Origin of the sequence: Pseudomonas sp. SM4 (assembly GCF_051913165.1) — a bacterium.
Lineage (GTDB): Bacteria > Pseudomonadota > Gammaproteobacteria > Pseudomonadales > Pseudomonadaceae > Aquipseudomonas.
In genome coordinates, this window is the sequence record NZ_JBODOE010000007.1 from 269,464 (window position 1) to 286,720 (window position 17,257).

Consider the following 17,257-nt stretch of genomic DNA (forward strand, 5'->3'; position numbering starts at 1 on the left):
GAATCAGATACCCCAGAGAATCTGCACACCCCAGACGAAGTAAGCGAACATCGCGACGCCGCATACTGCCTGGAAAAGGAAACGTACTGCAGTCGCGGACTTGCCCAGCGCCATCGGCGTCAGGTAGTCGGTCGCGATGGTCCACATGCCGACCCAGGCGTGAGCGCCAAGGGCAACGAGGGCCAGCAGACTGAAGATACGCATCCCGTTGTGAGCGAACAGGCCGTGCCACTGGTCGTAGCCAATGCCCGGATTCGCTGCAAGGTATCCGATCAGGAAGATGAAATAAGCCGCGAGAACAACCGCAGACACACGTTGCGCCATCCAGTCATAGAGGCCCGAACGCGAAAGGTTCGTAACGCTGGTTACCATATCCAAACTCCTGCCAGAACGATCAGCACCACGGAAATGGCGATGATGATTTTCGAGCCCAGGCGGCCGCCTTCCAGCGTCTCACCGATGCCCATGTCCATGATCAAGTGGCGCACACCGGCTACCAAGTGATACAGCAGAGCGGACAGGAGGCCCCATGCTACGAACTTGGCCAGCGGGCTGGTCAAGCATGCCTTCACTTCGGCAAAACCTTCCTCGGAACCCAGGGATTTGCCCAATGCATAAAGCATGAAGCCAAGGCCCAGGAAGAGGATGATGCCGGAAACACGGTGAAGAAACGACGTAACGCCGGTGATGGGGAGTTTGATGGTCCTTAGGTCTAGGTTTACAGGTCGTTGGCTTTTCACGGCTTTTTTTTCACACTGAAGAGCCCCTAACAATCAGGGCAAAGTTGTTGGGGAGTGCACTGGTCAGGTAACCACCACCCAGGGATGCGACCCCCAATAAAGCAGGCCCAAAAGCCCTTGGCGGTCGGTGGCCGAGTATAGACAGTTAGGCTACTAATGACAACGCAATCACCTACCCCAAATAGCTGATTGCACAAGTCGAATAAAAGGCGTAAATGGCAGGCAATTTCGAGGAAAAAGTGCGCTTAAAGCCTTCTGGAGCAAGACTTTAGGCAAATTGACATTCGAATTTATCTCACTATAGTGGTGCGGGCCCTGCGTGGGGGGTCTGTCTGATGGTTCAAGCATAAATAGGAGGCCACATGGCTGACAAAAAAGCGCAGTTGATCATCGAGGGCGCAGCCCCCGTCGAGCTGCCCATTTTAACCGGCACCGTTGGTCCCGATGTAATCGATGTTCGGGGCCTGACGGCCACGGGCCGCTTCACTTTCGACCCGGGTTTCATGTCGACCGCTTCGTGCGAATCGAAGATCACCTATATTGACGGCGACAACGGCATTCTGTTGCACCGCGGCTACCCGATCGAACAGCTGGCTGAAAAGTCGGACTACCTGGAAACCTGCTACCTGCTGCTCAACGGCGAATTGCCGACTGCAGAACAGAAGGCCCAGTTCGTCAGCACCGTGAAAAACCACACCATGGTTCACGAGCAGTTGAAAACCTTCTTCAACGGTTTCCGTCGCGACGCCCACCCGATGGCCGTCATGTGCGGTGTAGTCGGCGCCCTCTCGGCCTTCTACCACGACTCCCTGGACATCAATAACCCGCAGCATCGCGAAATCTCCGCGATCCGCCTGGTTGCCAAGATGCCGACCCTGGCAGCGATGGTTTACAAGTACTCCATGGGCCAACCCATGATGTACCCGCGCAACGACCTGACGTACGCGGAAAACTTCCTGCACATGATGTTCAACACCCCGTGCGAGATCAAACCGATCAGCCCGGTACTCGCCAAGGCCATGGACCGGATTTTCATCCTCCACGCCGACCACGAGCAGAACGCTTCGACCTCCACCGTGCGTCTGGCCGGCTCTTCGGGTGCGAACCCGTTCGCCTGTATCGCCGCCGGCATCGCCGCACTGTGGGGCCCTGCCCACGGCGGTGCGAACGAAGCCGTGTTGACCATGCTTGACGAGATTGGCGATGTGTCGAACATCGACAAGTTCATCGCCAAGGCCAAGGACAAGAACGATCCGTTCAAACTGATGGGCTTCGGTCACCGCGTTTACAAAAACCGCGATCCGCGTGCCACCGTGATGAAGCAGACCTGCGACGAAGTGTTGAAGGAACTGGGCATCAAGGACGACAAGCAACTCGAACTGGCCATGCGCCTGGAAGAGATCGCCCTGACCGATCCGTACTTCATCGAACGCTCGCTGTACCCGAACGTCGACTTCTACTCGGGGATTATCCTCAAGGCGATCGGCATTCCTACCAGCATGTTCACTGTGATCTTCGCCCTCGCACGTACTGTCGGCTGGATTTCGCACTGGAAAGAGATGCTCTCCAGCCCGTACAAGATTGGCCGTCCGCGCCAGTTGTATACCGGTTATGAGTCGCGTGATCTGACCAAGCTGGAAGACCGCAAATAAGACCTGTCTTGCGATAACGTCTTAAGTTGTACCGGGAACGGCCTCTATTTATATAGGGGCCGTTTTTGTTTGTTTGTTTGGGTTTGGGATTTGGGATTTGGGGGCATATCCGTTGTTGCGGGAGCTGCCACTGGCGGTTTCGCTCTTACAGCGAGTCCCTTTTTCAAACGCCAAAAAGGAACCAAAAGGCTTTGCCCCTGGCGTACGGCACTTCGCTGAGGCTCAGTGTTCCCTCGCTACGGTGTCCATCCGGGGGCATCGCCTACGGTTTGCTTCGCTGCACCTCCTCTCGATGTATGCGGCTTCGCCGCACGGCGCTGCGCGCCTAACCCCCGGATGAACACCTTCGCTCGGCCTGCCGATGGGGCAAAAGATCAAAAACCAAAGCCAAAGCCAAAGCAGATCAAAAGATCGCAGCCTTCGGCAGCTCCTACACAGGATGAGCGTTAGCTCGGCTGCAGCTTTTGATCTTGATCCACGGGCGACGTCGGAAGGCTGAGTGGAGGGATTGATCCGGGCGTGGGAGCGCAGCGACCGTTTGGCGCAGCCAAACACAGCGAGAGGAGGTGCAGCGAAGCAAACCGTAGGCGCTGCGCCCGGATCGATCCCGGAGCGAAGGAACCCCGAGCCCCAGCGAGCGGGCCGCACGTAGGAGCAAGCCTTTTGGGTTACCTTTTCGGCGTTTGGAAAAGGTGACCCGCCGTAAGGGCGGAACCCTAAGCAGCCCTAACCGCAGCAACGGATATGGACACAAACCGCACAAAAAACACGGCCTGCCCGATAACCGCCCAATAAAAATGCCCCGATCTCTCAACCGGGGCATTCAGCACAACATTACAAAACCATCAAACCATCAATGCGAAACCGCCCCACTCGCCCCCAACCCAGTCTGCGAACGCACAAACTGCGGGAAGAACAGCGCGCGTTCCTTATCCGCAGCCGCCGACTTGTCAGTAATCGAGAAGAACCAGATCCCGACAAAGGCAATGATCATCGAAAACAGCGCCGGATACTCGTAAGGGAAGATCGCCTTCTCATGATGCAGAATCTGCACCCAGATGGTTGGGCCAAGAATCATCAGGCCTACAGCACTGATCAACCCCAACCAGCCGCCAATCATCGCGCCACGCGTGGTCAGCTTCTTCCAGTACATCGAAAGCAGCAGCACCGGGAAGTTACAGCTCGCCGCAATCGAGAACGCCAGGCCCACCATGAACGCAATGTTCTGGCTTTCGAAGAGGATGCCCAAGCCAATCGCCAGCACCGCCAAGGCAATGGTGGTGATCTTCGAGACACGAATCTCGTCCTTCTCGTTCGCCTTGCCCTTCTTGATCACACTGGCATACAGGTCGTGAGACACCGCCGAAGCACCGGCCAGCGTCAGGCCTGCCACAACCGCCAGAATGGTCGCGAACGCCACCGCCGAGATAAAGCCGAGGAAGATACTGCCACCAACCGCATTGGCCAGATGCACCGCCGCCATGTTGTTGCCGCCCAACAGCGCGCCAGCAGCATCTTTGAAGGCCGGGTTAGTGCTGACCAGCAGGATCGCGCCGAAGCCGATGATGAAAGTCAGAATGTAGAAGTAGCCAATGAAACCGGTTGCGTACAGAACGCTCTTGCGAGCTTCTTTTGCGTCACTCACGGTGAAGAAGCGCATCAGAATGTGTGGCAGGCCAGCCGTACCGAACATCAGCGCCAGACCCAGCGAGAAGGCCGAAATCGGATCCTTGACCAGACCGCCCGGGCTCATGATCGCTTCGCCTTTGGCGTGAACCTTGATCGCCTCGGAGAACAGCGTGTTGAAGTCGAAGCCGACGTGCTTCATCACCATCAGCGCCATGAACGAGGCACCGGACAGCAACAACACAGCCTTGATGATCTGCACCCAAGTGGTTGCCAGCATGCCGCCAAACAGCACGTACATGCACATCAGCACACCGACCAGAATCACCGCAACGTGGTAGTCCAGACCGAACAGCAGCTGGATCAACTTGCCGGCACCGACCATTTGCGCGATCAGGTAGAACGCCACCACCACCAGCGAACCGCAGGCAGACAGGGTGCGGATCTGGGTTTGCCCAAGGCGGTAGGACGCCACGTCGGCAAAAGTGTATTTACCCAGGTTACGCAGACGCTCGGCGATCAGGAACAGAATGATCGGCCAGCCCACCAGGAAGCCGATCGAGTAGATCAGGCCATCGTAGCCGGAGGTGAACACCAGCGCCGAAATCCCCAGGAAGGACGCCGCCGACATGTAGTCACCGGCAATCGCCAGACCATTCTGGAAACCGGTGATCTTGCCGCCCGCCGCATAGTAGTCGGCCGCCGAGTTGTTTTTCTTCGAGGCCCAGTAGGTGATGTACAGCGTCGCGCCAACGAAGGCCACGAACATCAGGATCGCAGGGATGTTCAGCGGCTGTTTGGCCACCTCCCCCGTCAACGCGTCAGCCGCCCAGACACTCGGCGCGAAAGCCGCAACACTCAATAGAGCCAGTAGACGCCGGATCATTGCTGAGCCTCCTTGAGAATCGCATTGTTCAGGTCGTCAAACTCGCCATTGGCGCGGCGCACGTAGATCCCGGTGAGGATGAATGCCGAAAGAATCAGCCCGACACCGATCGGAATACCCCAGGTAATCGAAGACTCAGGACTGAGTTTCGCTCCCAGTATGTGCGGCCCGTAAGCGATCAAAAGGATGAAGCCAGAGTAAAGCCCGAGCATGATTGCCGAGAGAATCCAGGCGAATCGTTCCCTTTTCTGAACCAGCTCCTTGAATCGGGGACTGTTTTGAATCGAGAGGTAAATGCTGTCGTTCATTGTTTTTATCCTCGCAGCACAAATTATTGTTGGAACATAGCTAATGTATGCGGCTGCGAGCGCGGTAACAGACGACCTTAGTAGTAGAACGCCATGACGTATTCGCCATTTTTCAGCACACACAAAAACCTGTGGGAGCTGGCTTGCCAGCGATGGCGTCGTGTCAGTCAACTGATTAGTCAACTGACCGACCGCTATCGCGGGCAAGCCCGCTCCCACAGGGTTTGCGTTGATCCGAAGCTATTTGTGGTTATTTGGTCCAGTCAGCCACGCGATCCGGGTGCTTGGCGACCCAATCCTTCGCCGCTGCTTCAGGTTTGGCACCGTCCTGAATCGCCAGCATCACTTCGCCGATTTCGTCTTTCGACGCCCACTGGAAGTTTTTCAGGAACTTGGCCACTTCCGGTGCCTTGGCATCGAGCTCTTTGCTGCCGATGCTGTTCACGGTTTCAGCCGCGCCGTACACGCCTTTCGGGTCGTCGAGGAAGCGCAGTTTCCACTTGGCGAACATCCAGTGCGGCACCCAACCGGTGACGGCAATGGATTCGTTTTTCTTCTCGGCACGGGTCAGCTCGGCGATCATGCCGGCGCCGGAACTGGCTTTGAGGTTGTATTTGTCGAGGCCGTAATCCTTGATCGCCTGATCGGTCTTGAGCATCACGCCTGAACCGGCATCGATACCGACGATACGGTTCTTGAAGGTGTCATCGGTTTTCAGGTCTTCGATCGACTTGGCTTTGACGTACTCCGGCACGATCAGGCCGATTTTCGCGTCCTTGAAGTTCGGGCCGTAATCGACGACCTGATCCTTGTTTTTCGTCCAGTATTCGCCATGGGTGACGGGCAGCCAGGCCGAGAGCATGGCGTCGAGTTTACCGGTGGCAACACCTTGCCACATGATCCCGGTGGCGACGGCTTGCAGCTTCACGTCATAGCCGAGTTTCTGCTTGATCACTTCGGCCGCTACGTGGGTGGTCGCAACGCTGTCGGACCAGCCGTCAACGTAACCGATGTTCAGGGTCTTGGTTTCCGCGCTGGCCAGTGTTGCGCCCATCGCAAGCGCCAGTGCGGCACCTGCGCCTAAAAGTCGTCGCATCTTCATCGTTACTTCCCCGAAATGCTGCGCCCGACGGATGACGGGCGGCGTCAACGTATTGTTATGGTGCACAGCGCCCCCATCACGCCTGACCGCAAACTCGCTGGACCATCAGTGGAGTGCTGACGCTTTCGATCATCAACCTGACGACGCTCGCGACCTGCTCTGTCAGCGACCTCAAGACAACGAGAAACGACATCAGAAGGCCATTAATCGCCTCTGAATAATTGACGCCAGACAATCCGCCCGAACTTTGCATGTGCAAATGATGCGAGCCACCAACCCCGGATAAATGCAGGTAACATGCGTCGCTTTGCAGCCACTCGGCCCGACCATGTCCGCGACGTCCCGCTTCCCCTTCCCTGCTTATTTATTTGCCTGCCTGCTGGGCCTGTTTGCCCTCGGCGGCTTCTGGTACGGCCTCGGTAAACCGGTGATCCTGCCGGACGCCGCGACGCCGACGCACAAGCTGCAATGCGCGTCCTATACGCCGTTCGATAAAGACCAATCGCCGTTCGACGTACCGTTCAAACTGCGCCCCGAGCGCATGGACGCCGACCTCGCGTTATTGGCGACCCGCTTTGAATGCATCCGCACCTATTCAATGACCGGCCTTGAAGCGCTGCCGGATCTGGCGCGCAAACACGGACTAAAGTTGATGATCGGCGCCTGGATCAACAGCAACCCGGTCGATACGGAGAAGGAAGTCGAGCTGCTGATCAAATCGGCCAACGCCAACCCGGACGTGGTCAGCGCGGTGATCGTCGGTAACGAAGCGTTGCTGCGCAAGGAAGTCACCGGCGCGCAACTGGTCCGACTGATCACCAAGGTCAAGAGCCAGATCAAGCAACCGGTCACCTACGCCGATGTCTGGGAGTTCTGGCTCAAGCATCCGGAAGTCGCGCCGGCAGTGGATTTCCTGACCATTCATTTGCTGCCGTACTGGGAAGATGATCCCTCGAACATCGATGCCGCCCTGCACCATGTGGCAGAGGTGCGTCAGGTATTCGGCAACAAATTCGCCCCCAAAGACGTGATGATCGGCGAGACCGGCTGGCCGAGCGAAGGCCGCCAGCGTGAAACCGCCCTGCCGAGCCGGGTCAACGAAGCCAAGTTCATTCGTGGTTTTGTCGCCATGGCCGAGAAGGAAGGCTGGCATTACAACCTGATCGAAGCCTTTGATCAGCCCTGGAAACGGGCGAGTGAAGGCGCGGTCGGTGGCTACTGGGGACTGTTCGATGCGGATCGTCAGGACAAGGGCGTGCTCGCCGGCCCCGTGACCAATGTGCCGTTCTGGAAAGAATGGCTGGCGGTCGGTGGTTTGATTTTCCTTGGCACGCTGATCCTTGGCGGGCGCGCCCGCACCACGCGTTCGGCACTGGTGTTGCCGCTGTTGGGCGCCCTCGCCGCTTGCTCGATTGGCGCCTGGGGTGATCTGGCGCGGGTGACTACACGGTTTGCCAGCGAATGGTTGTGGGTCGGCTTGCTGACGGCGTTGAATCTGCTGGTATTGGCGCATGCCGCACTGACGCTGAGCGCACGCACGGGCTGGCGTGAGCGTGCGTTCAATGTGCTCGAGCGACGTGCAGGCTGGCTGGTTGCGGCGGCAGGTTTTGCCGCTGCCGTGATGATGCTCGAGATGGTTTTTGACCCGCGTTATCGCAGCTTTGCGAGCATGGCGTTTGTGCTGCCGGCACTGGTTTACCTGTGCCGACCGGTGAGCGTGCCGCGTCGCGAGATTGCTTTGCTGACCTTTATTGTCGGTGTGGGGATTGCGCCGCAGTTGTATCAGGAAGGCTTGCAGAATCAGCAGGCGTGGGGCTGGGCGTTGGTCAGCGTGTTGATGGTCGCAGCCCTTTGGCGCTGCCTGCGCGTTCGCCAGGGCTGAAGATCAAAGGATCGCAGCCTTCGGCAGCTCCTACATGGGGATGGCGTACACCCTGTAGGAGCTGCCGCAGGCTGCGATCTTTTACGCTCTGACCAACCGCAACCCGGCAATCACCAGCGCAAACACCGCTAAAGTGGTGTTGTACAACGCCAGCGCCGGCACCCCGAACACCAGCGCCAGCACCGCCAGCCACCAGCCTGCCCGCCCGGGCACGACAAAACCGATCAGCGCCGCACCGAGCGCCGTCCAGCCCAGCACTTTGAAGTGAATCATCAGCCCAAGGTTGGAACGCAACTGGCATTCCCAGCGGCTGGCCTCATCCACGCAAATGCCCACCCACTTGCCGTCCTCCATAAAGCCATACCGCGCGGCATAACTGGCAGCCAGCCACAACGGCAACAGAACGAGCAGCAGAATCACGGGCAAGCGGCGGGACATGAAGCACTCCAAACATGGGAAATCGGCGGCCAGCTTAATCTGCCGCCAGCGGTGTGCAAGCGCTAACAACACTTAACTGTTCATTGATGCGGTGCAAAGTGTATCGTCCAGCTACTATTACTCGGAATTCTGCCTGTTTGGTGCCGATGCATGGCACTTTGGCGCAAACCCGGTGGTCATAGCCTGCGAACTTCATTCGGCACCTTCCTCTAAGGGATCTAGTCATGCTCCGTTCCTTGCGCTTCGCCGCGCTGTTCAGCGGCCTTATTTTGAGTGCGTCCGCACTGGCGGTGGACATCGATGCCGCCAGTTATGGCTATCCCCTGACCAACCCGTTCGAGGCGACCATCGCCACGACCCCGCCGGACTTGCGCCCGGAATTGCCGCTGGACGACGACATCAACCAGTCGGATCGCAGCCTGACGTTGCGCCCGGAGCGCGAGTTCATCCTGCCGGACAATTTCTGGGCAGTGAAGAAACTCACCTACCGGATCGCCACTCAGGACAAACCGGCACCGCTGATCTTCCTGATCGCCGGCACTGGCGCGCGCTATGACAGCACGCTCAACGAATACCTGAAAAAGCTCTACTACAAGGCCGGCTACCACGTCGTGCAGTTGTCCTCGCCGACCAGTTTCGACTTCATCAGCGCCGCCTCGCGCTTTGCCACTCCGGGCGTGACCAAGGAAGACGCCGAAGACATGTACCGGGTGATGCAAGCCGTGCGCGCGCAGAATCCGGAAGTGCCGGTGACCGAGTACTACCTGACCGGGTACAGCCTCGGCGCGCTGGATGCCGCCTTCGTTGCGCACCTGGACGAGACCCGTCGCAGCTTCAACTTCAAGAAAGTCCTGCTGCTCAACCCGCCGGTGAACCTCTACACCTCGGTGACCAACCTCGACAAGTTGGTGCAAACCGAAGTTAAAGGCATCAACAACAGCACCACCTTCTATGAGTTGGTGTTGAGCAAGTTGACCCGTTACTTCCAGCAGAAAGGCTACATCGACCTCAACGATGCGCTGCTCTATGACTTCCAACAGTCCAAGCAACATCTGACCAACGAACAGATGGCGATGCTCATCGGCACCTCGTTCCGCTTCTCGGCGGCCGACATCGCGTTCACCTCCGACTTGATCAACCGTCGCGGCCTGATCACCCCACCGAAATTTCCGATCACCGAAGGCACCAGCCTCACGCCGTTCCTCAAGCGTGCGCTGCAGTGCGACTTCGACTGCTACCTGACCGATCAAGTGATTCCGATGTGGCGCGCCCGCACCGACGGCGGCAGCCTGCTGCAACTGATCGATCAGGTCAGCCTGTATGCACTCAAGGATTACCTGCACGACAGCCCGAAAATCGCCGTGATGCACAACGCCGACGACGTCATCCTCGGCCCGGGCGACCTCGGTTTCCTGCGCAAGACCTTCGGTGATCGCCTGACCGTTTACCCACTGGGCGGCCACTGCGGCAACCTTAACTACCGCGTCAACAGCGACGCTATGCTGGAGTTTTTCCGTGGCTAAATATCTCCTGCTGATGGCAGCGCTCCTCTGCGCAGGCGTGGCCCAGGCCGACAACAGTAAAGCCAACGCGCCGGTGGTGGTCGACAGTGATGGCTTCAAAGAGCCGCTGTCCAAACTCAAATTCAACCCGGGGCTGGATCAGCGCGAATTCGAGCGCTCGACGCTCAACGCGCTGAACGTCTACGATCCGCTGGAATCGTGGAACCGTCGGGTTTATCACTTCAACTACCGCTTTGACCAATGGGTGTTCCTGCCGGTGGTCGATGGCTATCGCTACATCACGCCAAGCTTCCTGCGCACCGGTGTGAGCAACTTCTTCAACAACCTCGGCGATGTGCCCAACCTGGTCAACAGCCTGTTGCAGTTCAAGGGTCAGCGCTCGATGGAAACCACCGCGCGCCTGCTGCTCAACACCACCATCGGCATCGCCGGTTTGTGGGATCCGGCCACGGCGATGGGCCTGCCGCGCCAAAGCGAAGACTTCGGCCAGACCCTGGGTTTCTACGGTGTACCCGGTGGCGCCTACTTCGTCTTGCCGATCTTCGGCCCGTCGAACATCCGCGACACCGCCGGTCTGGCCGTGGACTACACCGCCGAATCGGCAATCAACTTCCTCAATGTGTCGGAAGTCAGCTCCAACCATCCGGAAGTCTGGGCGTTGCGCGCAGTCGACAAGCGCTATCAGACCAGCTTCCGCTACGGCCAGATGAATTCGCCGTTCGAGTACGAGAAAGTGCGTTACGTGTACACCGAAGCACGCAAGCTGCAGATCGCCGAATAGTTTTCGGCAGACACAAAAAGGGGCCATTCGATGCGAGTCGAATGGCCCCTTTTTTTTAGATCAAGGGATCGCAGCCTGCGGCAGCTCCTACAGGGGGTGCGCGATGCCCATGTAGGAGCTGCCGAAGGCTGCGATCTTTTAGCCTTTAACAGATTTCCAGATTTTGCCGACAACGGAAACCACCGCCAACACCACCGCACCAGCGATGATCCCCGCGACACCGTTGAGCAACATCGGCACCGCAAACCCGACACTGCCGGCCGCCGCACCAACGCCTTCAATCCAGTGATGCAGCACCGGCACGCCGTGGGTCAGGATGCCGCCGCCGACCAGGAACATCGCCGCTGTACCGACCACCGACAAGGTTTTCATCATGTACGGCGCAGCGCTGAGAATGCCGCTGCCAATCTTTTTGGCCATCTGCCCAGGCTTCTGCGTCAACCACAGGCCGAGGTCGTCGAGTTTGACGATGCCCGCCACCAGACCGTAAACACCGACCGTCATGACAATGGCGATGCCAGACATCACGATCACTTGCTGAGTCAGCGAAGCATCCGCCACGGTACCGAGGGTGATCGCGATGATTTCCGCTGAAAGAATGAAGTCGGTGCGGATTGCGCCTTTGATCTTGTCCTTTTCATACGCCACCAGATCGGTCGCCGGATCGGCCACGGCCTCAGTCAGTTGCGCATGCCCGGCCTCGTCTTCAGCTTCGCTGTGCAGAAACTTGTGCGCGAGCTTCTCGAACCCTTCGAAACACAGGTACGCACCGCCGACCATCAACAGCGGTGTCACCAGCCACGGCACGAACGCACTGATTGCCAGCGCCGACGGCACGAGGATCAGTTTGTTGACGAACGACCCCTTGGCCACCGCCCAGACCACGGGAATTTCCCGCTCGGCACGCACGCCGGAGACTTGCTGGGCATTGAGCGCCAGATCGTCACCGAGCACACCGGCGGTCTTCTTGGCGGCCATCTTGGTCATCAAGGCAACGTCGTCCAGAACGGTGGCGATATCGTCGATCAGCACCAGCAAACTGCTTCCTGCCATGAATCCTGTTTCCTTCTATGTATGAATGTTGCGAAGCATAACGCGACCACAGACCACACGGGGCATTCTTGAGCGCTGCGCGAGGCCGGTGCTACCATGCGCAACCGCCAGAACAGGCAAGGAACCACCGGGTTTATGAGCACAATCCGCGAGCGCAACAAAGAACTGATCCTGCGTGCCGCCAGTGAGGAGTTTGCCGACAAGGGCTTCGCTGCGACCAAAACCAGCGACATCGCCGCCAAGGCGGGATTGCCCAAGCCCAACGTCTACTACTACTTCAAGTCCAAGGAAAACCTTTACCGCGAGGTATTGGAAAGCATCATCGTGCCGATTCTGCAGGCCTCGACGCCGTTCAACCCCGACGGTGTGCCGAGCGAAGTGCTGAGCGGCTACATCCGCTCGAAGATCCGCATCTCCCGCGACCTGCCCTTCGCCTCGAAAGTATTCGCCAGCGAAATAATGCACGGTGCCCCGCACCTGAGCGCCGACCTGGTCGAGCAGCTCAACGGCCAGGCCAAGCACAACATCGACTGCATCCAGAGCTGGATCGACCGCGGGCAAATCGCCCCGATCGACCCTAATCACCTGATGTTCAGCATCTGGGCGGCGACCCAGACCTACGCCGACTTTGACTGGCAGATTTCTGCGGTCACAGGGAAGGACAAGCTGGACGAGGCGGATTACGAGGCGGCGGCACAGACGATTATCCGGTTGGTGTTGAAGGGGTGTGAGCCGGATCAGTAAGACCGCGGTGATGCTATCGCGAGCAGGCTCACTCCTACAGGGGAACGCATTCCAAATGTAGGAGTGAGCCTGCTCGCGATCAAGGCGCCACGGTTTCAGCTCAAACCCAAATGGCATCCCACAGCGGATAATCGCCAAGCTTCTGCACCAAACCCGCCCGCAGTGGGTTGGCCACAACATACCGCGCAACTTTGACCAAGTCCTCCTCCCGCCGCAGTGCCCGGTCATGAAAGCCTCGCTGCCAGAGAGGGTTGCTATCGCCAGTAGCCTGCCTTACCGCTTTAGCACTCAGTGACTTGGTCTTCTGCATCAGCTGACTCAAGTTTCCCTGCTGCAACTCGATCAGCCAGTGAAAGTGATCCGGCATAACCACCCAGGCCATTGAGTTGGCCAAGCCAGAATTCTGTGAATTGCGAAATTGATCGACGACCAGTCTGCCCAAGGTGAAATCCCTGAAGACGGGTCTTCTCTGGTAGGTATTGGTCGTTAGCAGATAAATGCGACTGGCTTCGGCGTAGCGTCCGAATCGCAATCGGTGTGCAGCAGGTAAATCCGGCATTCCTTTGCCCTCCATGATCAGGTCATGAAAGGCTAGTTCTGTGGATTCGCTTGTGTGGGCGGACCTTTGGCGGGATGTGTCTGGAAGGTAGCTATCGCGAGCAGGCTCACTCCTACATAGGGTTTGTGGTGTTTAGAGAATTTGTGTCAAAACACGACCCTTGTAGGAGTGAGCCTGCTCGCGATGACTCTTCTTCAGGCGCCGCAAGACCTCACGGATAAAAATCTCAAACCTCCTCCCCCATCAACCAGCGCAACGCCTGCGGCAGCGAGGTGTTCCAGTCGTCCGGGAAGGTGTGTCCGGCCTCGTGGGTGCGAGATTTGACCTCGTTGCCGTCGCTGAACAATTGGCGGAAATCGGCGCTCATCTGTAGATTGCCCGGCCCTTCTTTTTTGCCATTGATGACAAACACACGCTTGCCGCGCGCCTTGCTTTCGATGGGCGTCGGTTGATTGCCGCCGGGTGACAGCAGCAGTGCGCCGGCGTAATCGTCCGGGTGTTGCGCCAACAGCGCGCCGGCGTGTTGCGAACCTTGCGAGAAGCCCATCAGAAACACGCGTTTGCGGTCGATGCATTGCTGGGCTTCGAGGGCTTTGAGGCCTTTCTGCACGGTTTGATGGGTGCCTTCGAAACCGGGGCCGATCCAGCGGAAGCTGTCGACCGCGTTGATCATTTGCGTGCCGTTGATCCCCAGAATGATTGCGCCGGTGTCGGCCAGCGGCTGGTAGTCTGCATCCAGCTCGCCATTGACGCCGTAACCGTGCAGCCACACCACCACCGGGCGGCAGGCTTTGGGCGCAGGGATCTTCGCCGACGGATTGAGCACGGAAATCGCGCCAACCTTGCCCTCGGCGATTTTCTTGTAACGCTGCTGCGCGCTGGCCAGTACGGATTTGTAGGTGGCAGTGTCGCGGAGCTCGGAGAAGTCTTCGTCCCCTGCCAGCAGCGGGCCGAACCACAGGCCACGGTCATCGGCCTCCTGCAGATAGCGCAGCGCCAGTCGGTCATCGCCACGGCGGGCAAACAGCGCCGCCACCTGATAAGGCGCCAGCAGTTGCTTGGGATCTTCACGGGAGGCTGCCAGGTAAACCGCAATTGCCTGCAACGTGTCGGTTTCTTCGAGCTTCTCGGCCCGCTCCATCAACTCCGGTACATCGTCGGCGTTGAGCAGTGCAGAAACCACCGGGCTCAGCGCGTTAAAGGCGATTTCGTCGGCGTCGGGGGCTTCCGTCGCATGCAGGACGGGCGTGCAGAGGGTGATGGCGGCGGCCATCGTCATGGCAAATAGCGTCTTCACGCAGATCTTCCTTGATACATAAACGAGAGGGGCGGCAGTCTATAGACCCCGCCCCGCTTCGTCATCATCACGCCATCAGACGTGCTGATTTATTTTCCGGTCAGGCCGCCACCCCCGCATCCGCGCGCAGCTCGAGCGCCTCCACCGCTTTAATGGCGACTTGCTCATCGATGTCCGACAGATCGCCGCTGATGCCGATCGCTCCCAGCACATTGCCGGCCTGATCACGAATCAACACACCGCCCGGTGCCGGCACGACGCTGCCCTGACCCATGCTGTTCAGCGCAGCAATAAAGGCCGGGCGTTGTTGCGCGTCGAGTGCGAGCAGGCGCGAGCCTTTACCCAGGGCAATCGCGCCCCAGGCTTTGCCGATGGCGATATCCGGGCGCAGCAGGCTCGCGCCGTCTTCACGTTGCAGGGTGATCAGGTGGCCGCCGGTATCGAGTACCGCGATGGTCAGCGGCGCGGCGTTGATACCGCGCCCGGCGTTGATGGCTTCGTTGACCAGCTTGACTGCGACTTTCAAGGTTAAAGCGCTCATGGTGCCGTCCTCATTTTGTTATTGGGAAAGTCGTGGGGCTGCGCTTTTCTGCCGCAGCCCGATGCAACAAATAGAACACAATGAGTTATTTTTTTGTATACAATAATTCTCGAAAAGCGCCACATGCGACGAAAAGCCACAGTCAGACAGGCTTCCGACGAATGAAACAGGCGCTTGAGAAAATGGATTGACCTGCGCCGTCCGCCGTGAATACACTCTGCGCAAAGCCACTTGTATACAATTACAAAACGTAAAGAGGCACAAAACCATGAGCAAAATGAGAGCAATCGAAGCCGCCGTTCTGGTGATGCGCCGTGAAGGGGTTGATACCGCTTTTGGCATCCCGGGCGCTGCCATCAACCCGCTGTACTCCGCCTTGCAAAAAGTCGGTGGCATCGATCACGTCCTTGCTCGCCACGTTGAAGGCGCCTCGCACATGGCCGAGGGCTACACCCGCACCAAGGCCGGCAACATCGGCGTGTGCATCGGTACTTCCGGCCCTGCCGGTACCGACATGGTCACCGGGCTCTACAGCGCCTCGGCCGACTCGATTCCAATCCTCTGCATTACCGGCCAGGCACCCCGCGCCCGTATGCACAAGGAAGACTTCCAGGCTGTCGACATCACCAGCATCGTCAAGCCGGTCACCAAGTGGGCAACCACTGTTCTGGAGCCGGGCCAAGTGCCTTACGCGTTCCAGAAAGCCTTCTTTGAAATGCGTTCCGGCCGTCCAGGCCCGGTGCTGATCGACCTGCCGTTCGACGTGCAGATGGCCGAAATCGAATTCGACATCGACGCTTACCAGCCGCTGCCATTGGCCAAGCCAACCGCGACCCGCATTCAGGTCGAGAAAGCGTTGGCGCTGCTCGATCAGGCTGAGCGTCCATTGCTGGTTGCCGGCGGCGGCATCATCAACGCCGACGCCAGCGATCTGCTGGTTGAATTCGCTGAGCTGACCGGCATCCCGGTGATCCCTACCCTGATGGGCTGGGGCACCATCCCGGACGATCACCCGCTGATGGTCGGCATGGTCGGTCTGCAGACTTCGCACCGCTACGGCAACGCGACCATGCTGAAATCCGACGTGGTGTTGGGGATCGGTAACCGCTGGGCCAACCGCCACACCGGTTCGGTTGACGTTTACACCGAAGGCCGCAAGTTCATTCACGTCGACATCGAAGGCACGCAGATCGGCCGTGTGTTCACGCCGGATCTGGGCATCGTGTCCGACGCCGCCGCTGCGCTGACCGTGTTCATCGAAGTGGCGCGTGAATGGCAAGCCGCCGGCAAGCTGAAAAACCGCAGTGCCTGGCTGCAAGATTGCCAGCAGCGCAAAGCCAGCCTGCATCGCAAAACCCACTTCGACAACGTGCCGGTAAAACCACAGCGCGTTTACGAAGAAATGAACCAGGTGTTCGGCAAGGACACCTGCTACGTCAGCACCATTGGTCTGTCGCAGATTGCCGGCGCGCAGTTCCTGCACGTCTACAAGCCGCGTCACTGGATCAACTGCGGCCAGGCAGGCCCGTTGGGCTGGACCATTCCGGCAGCGCTGGGCGTGGTGAAGGCCGATCCGAACCGCAAAGTCGTGGCCCTGTCGGGGGACTATGACTTCCAGTTCATGATCGAAGAACTGGCGGTCGGCGCTCAGTTCAAACTGCCGTACATCCACGTCGTGGTGAACAACTCGTACCTGGGTCTGATCCGTCAGGCACAGCGCGGGTTCGAAATGGACTACTGCGTGCAGCTGTCCTTCGATAACCTGAACGCGCCGGAACTCAACGGTTACGGTGTTGACCACGTCGCAGTGGCTGAAGGCCTTGGCTGTAAAGCGCTGCGTGTGTTCGAGCCATCGGAAATCGCCCCTGCCCTGCGCAAGGCCGAACAGATGATCGAAGAGTTCAAGGTGCCGGTCATCGTCGAGATCATTCTGGAGCGTGTGACCAACATCTCCATGGGTACCGAGATCAACGCCGTCAACGAATTCGAAGACCTGGCGCTGGTCGGCAACGATGCGCCAACGGCGATTTCGCTGCTTGATTAACTGCTGACCGCTGATCGTTCCCACGCTCTGCGTGGGAACGCAGCCCGGGACGCTCTGCGTCCCAAAGCGGACGCAGAGCGT

16 protein-coding genes are annotated in these 17,257 nt (G+C 58.6%); 6 read left to right on the plus strand and 10 right to left on the minus strand.

The annotated features are described in order from the left end of the window. Nucleotides 1–3: 3 nt before the first annotated feature. Both sdhD and sdhC read right to left on the minus strand, forming a co-directional pair. Entirely contained in the window at nucleotides 4–372 is a 369-nt protein-coding gene (gene sdhD, locus ACQ4MY_RS15650) for a succinate dehydrogenase, hydrophobic membrane anchor protein (protein WP_007977503.1), read from the minus strand. After that, entirely contained in the window at nucleotides 366–740 is a 375-nt protein-coding gene (sdhC, locus tag ACQ4MY_RS15655; RefSeq protein ID WP_045122948.1) for a succinate dehydrogenase, cytochrome b556 subunit, read from the minus strand. Before sdhC ends, sdhD begins: the two co-directional genes overlap by 7 nt. A gap of 362 nt (nucleotides 741–1,102) precedes the next feature. Between sdhC and gltA the strand changes: the two genes are divergently transcribed. Next, nucleotides 1,103–2,392 (plus strand): citrate synthase, encoded by a 1,290-nt coding sequence (gltA, locus tag ACQ4MY_RS15660; RefSeq protein WP_008077946.1) that lies wholly within the window; start codon nucleotides 1,103–1,105, stop codon nucleotides 2,390–2,392. Nucleotides 2,393–3,245: 853 nt separating this feature from the next. Here gltA and ACQ4MY_RS15665 read toward each other — a convergent pair. The 3 genes from ACQ4MY_RS15665 to ACQ4MY_RS15675 all read right to left on the minus strand — a co-directional run bounded on the left by ACQ4MY_RS15665 (nucleotide 3,246) and on the right by ACQ4MY_RS15675 (nucleotide 6,314). After that, the gene (locus ACQ4MY_RS15665; protein ID WP_440095744.1) at nucleotides 3,246–4,904 is read right to left on the minus strand and encodes a cation acetate symporter; all 1,659 of its coding nucleotides are present in this window, start codon (nucleotides 4,902–4,904) and stop codon (nucleotides 3,246–3,248) included. Continuing rightward, the gene (locus ACQ4MY_RS15670; protein WP_008087300.1) at nucleotides 4,901–5,212 is read right to left on the minus strand and encodes a DUF485 domain-containing protein; all 312 of its coding nucleotides are present in this window, start codon (nucleotides 5,210–5,212) and stop codon (nucleotides 4,901–4,903) included. Before ACQ4MY_RS15670 ends, ACQ4MY_RS15665 begins: the two co-directional genes overlap by 4 nt. Nucleotides 5,213–5,462: 250 nt before the next feature. Then, nucleotides 5,463–6,314 (minus strand): glycine betaine ABC transporter substrate-binding protein, encoded by an 852-nt coding sequence (locus ACQ4MY_RS15675; RefSeq protein ID WP_008087297.1) that lies wholly within the window; start codon nucleotides 6,312–6,314, stop codon nucleotides 5,463–5,465. Between the two features lie 286 nt (nucleotides 6,315–6,600). Between ACQ4MY_RS15675 and ACQ4MY_RS15680 the strand changes: the two genes are divergently transcribed. After that, nucleotides 6,601–8,196 carry a glycoside hydrolase family 17 protein gene (locus ACQ4MY_RS15680; protein ID WP_440095745.1) on the plus strand — a complete coding sequence of 532 codons (1,596 nt, stop codon included), beginning with the start codon at nucleotides 6,601–6,603 and terminating at the stop codon, nucleotides 8,194–8,196. An 81-nt stretch (nucleotides 8,197–8,277) separates the two neighbouring features. On the opposite strand, the gene ACQ4MY_RS15685 is transcribed toward ACQ4MY_RS15680, so the two are convergent. Beyond that, a complete protein-coding gene (locus tag ACQ4MY_RS15685; protein ID WP_440095746.1) occupies nucleotides 8,278–8,634 on the minus strand; it encodes a hypothetical protein in 357 nt (118 codons plus the stop codon). A 224-nt stretch (nucleotides 8,635–8,858) separates the two neighbouring features. Between ACQ4MY_RS15685 and ACQ4MY_RS15690 the strand changes: the two genes are divergently transcribed. Next, a complete protein-coding gene (locus ACQ4MY_RS15690; protein WP_440095747.1) occupies nucleotides 8,859–10,157 on the plus strand; it encodes a serine/threonine protein kinase in 1,299 nt (432 codons plus the stop codon). Next, nucleotides 10,150–10,938, plus strand: a complete 789-nt coding sequence (locus ACQ4MY_RS15695; RefSeq protein ID WP_008087290.1) for an MlaA family lipoprotein — start codon at nucleotides 10,150–10,152, stop codon at nucleotides 10,936–10,938. The genes ACQ4MY_RS15690 and ACQ4MY_RS15695 overlap by 8 nt, the downstream gene beginning before the upstream one ends. Nucleotides 10,939–11,076: 138 nt before the next feature. On the opposite strand, the gene ACQ4MY_RS15700 is transcribed toward ACQ4MY_RS15695, so the two are convergent. After that, nucleotides 11,077–11,991 (minus strand): DUF808 domain-containing protein, encoded by a 915-nt coding sequence (locus ACQ4MY_RS15700; protein ID WP_440095749.1) that lies wholly within the window; start codon nucleotides 11,989–11,991, stop codon nucleotides 11,077–11,079. Between the two features lie 135 nt (nucleotides 11,992–12,126). On the opposite strand from ACQ4MY_RS15700, the gene ACQ4MY_RS15705 reads away from it, so the two are divergent. Further along, nucleotides 12,127–12,735 (plus strand): TetR/AcrR family transcriptional regulator, encoded by a 609-nt coding sequence (locus ACQ4MY_RS15705; protein ID WP_008083515.1) that lies wholly within the window; start codon nucleotides 12,127–12,129, stop codon nucleotides 12,733–12,735. A gap of 100 nt (nucleotides 12,736–12,835) precedes the next feature. Here the strand turns inward: ACQ4MY_RS15705 and ACQ4MY_RS15710 are convergent, their stop codons facing one another. The 3 genes from ACQ4MY_RS15710 to ACQ4MY_RS15720 all read right to left on the minus strand — a co-directional run bounded on the left by ACQ4MY_RS15710 (nucleotide 12,836) and on the right by ACQ4MY_RS15720 (nucleotide 15,132). Further along, nucleotides 12,836–13,294: an REP-associated tyrosine transposase gene (locus tag ACQ4MY_RS15710; RefSeq protein WP_440095750.1), complete on the minus strand. Its 459-nt coding sequence runs from the start codon at nucleotides 13,292–13,294 to the stop codon at nucleotides 12,836–12,838. Between the two features lie 226 nt (nucleotides 13,295–13,520). Continuing rightward, a complete protein-coding gene (locus ACQ4MY_RS15715) occupies nucleotides 13,521–14,591 on the minus strand; it encodes an alpha/beta hydrolase (protein WP_440095751.1) in 1,071 nt (356 codons plus the stop codon). Between the two features lie 100 nt (nucleotides 14,592–14,691). Continuing rightward, nucleotides 14,692–15,132, minus strand: coding sequence for a GlcG/HbpS family heme-binding protein (locus tag ACQ4MY_RS15720; RefSeq protein WP_008083511.1), 441 nt, complete (start codon nucleotides 15,130–15,132; stop codon nucleotides 14,692–14,694). Nucleotides 15,133–15,400: 268 nt separating this feature from the next. Between ACQ4MY_RS15720 and gcl the strand changes: the two genes are divergently transcribed. Then, nucleotides 15,401–17,176: a glyoxylate carboligase gene (gcl, locus tag ACQ4MY_RS15725; RefSeq protein ID WP_053118459.1), complete on the plus strand. Its 1,776-nt coding sequence runs from the start codon at nucleotides 15,401–15,403 to the stop codon at nucleotides 17,174–17,176. Nucleotides 17,177–17,257 lie beyond the last annotated feature (81 nt).

Bases quoted from the DNA above. Each gene is read 5' to 3' on its own strand.
- ACQ4MY_RS15680 (WP_440095745.1), top strand. From the start codon at position 6,601: ATGCAGGTAACATGCGTCGCTTTGCAGCCACTCGGCCCGACCATGTCC.
- sdhD (WP_007977503.1), bottom strand. From the start codon at position 372: ATGGTAACCAGCGTTACGAACCTTTCGCGTTCGGGCCTCTATGACTGG.
- ACQ4MY_RS15670 (WP_008087300.1), bottom strand. From the start codon at position 5,212: ATGAACGACAGCATTTACCTCTCGATTCAAAACAGTCCCCGATTCAAG.
- gcl (WP_053118459.1), top strand. From the start codon at position 15,401: ATGAGCAAAATGAGAGCAATCGAAGCCGCCGTTCTGGTGATGCGCCGT.
- ACQ4MY_RS15705 (WP_008083515.1), top strand. From the start codon at position 12,127: ATGAGCACAATCCGCGAGCGCAACAAAGAACTGATCCTGCGTGCCGCC.
- ACQ4MY_RS15665 (WP_440095744.1), bottom strand. From the start codon at position 4,904: ATGATCCGGCGTCTACTGGCTCTATTGAGTGTTGCGGCTTTCGCGCCG.
- ACQ4MY_RS15690 (WP_440095747.1), top strand. From the start codon at position 8,859: ATGCTCCGTTCCTTGCGCTTCGCCGCGCTGTTCAGCGGCCTTATTTTG.
- ACQ4MY_RS15685 (WP_440095746.1), bottom strand. From the start codon at position 8,634: ATGTCCCGCCGCTTGCCCGTGATTCTGCTGCTCGTTCTGTTGCCGTTG.
- gltA (WP_008077946.1), top strand. From the start codon at position 1,103: ATGGCTGACAAAAAAGCGCAGTTGATCATCGAGGGCGCAGCCCCCGTC.
- ACQ4MY_RS15720 (WP_008083511.1), bottom strand. From the start codon at position 15,132: ATGAGCGCTTTAACCTTGAAAGTCGCAGTCAAGCTGGTCAACGAAGCC.
- ACQ4MY_RS15700 (WP_440095749.1), bottom strand. From the start codon at position 11,991: ATGGCAGGAAGCAGTTTGCTGGTGCTGATCGACGATATCGCCACCGTT.
- ACQ4MY_RS15675 (WP_008087297.1), bottom strand. From the start codon at position 6,314: ATGAAGATGCGACGACTTTTAGGCGCAGGTGCCGCACTGGCGCTTGCG.
- ACQ4MY_RS15710 (WP_440095750.1), bottom strand. From the start codon at position 13,294: ATGCCGGATTTACCTGCTGCACACCGATTGCGATTCGGACGCTACGCC.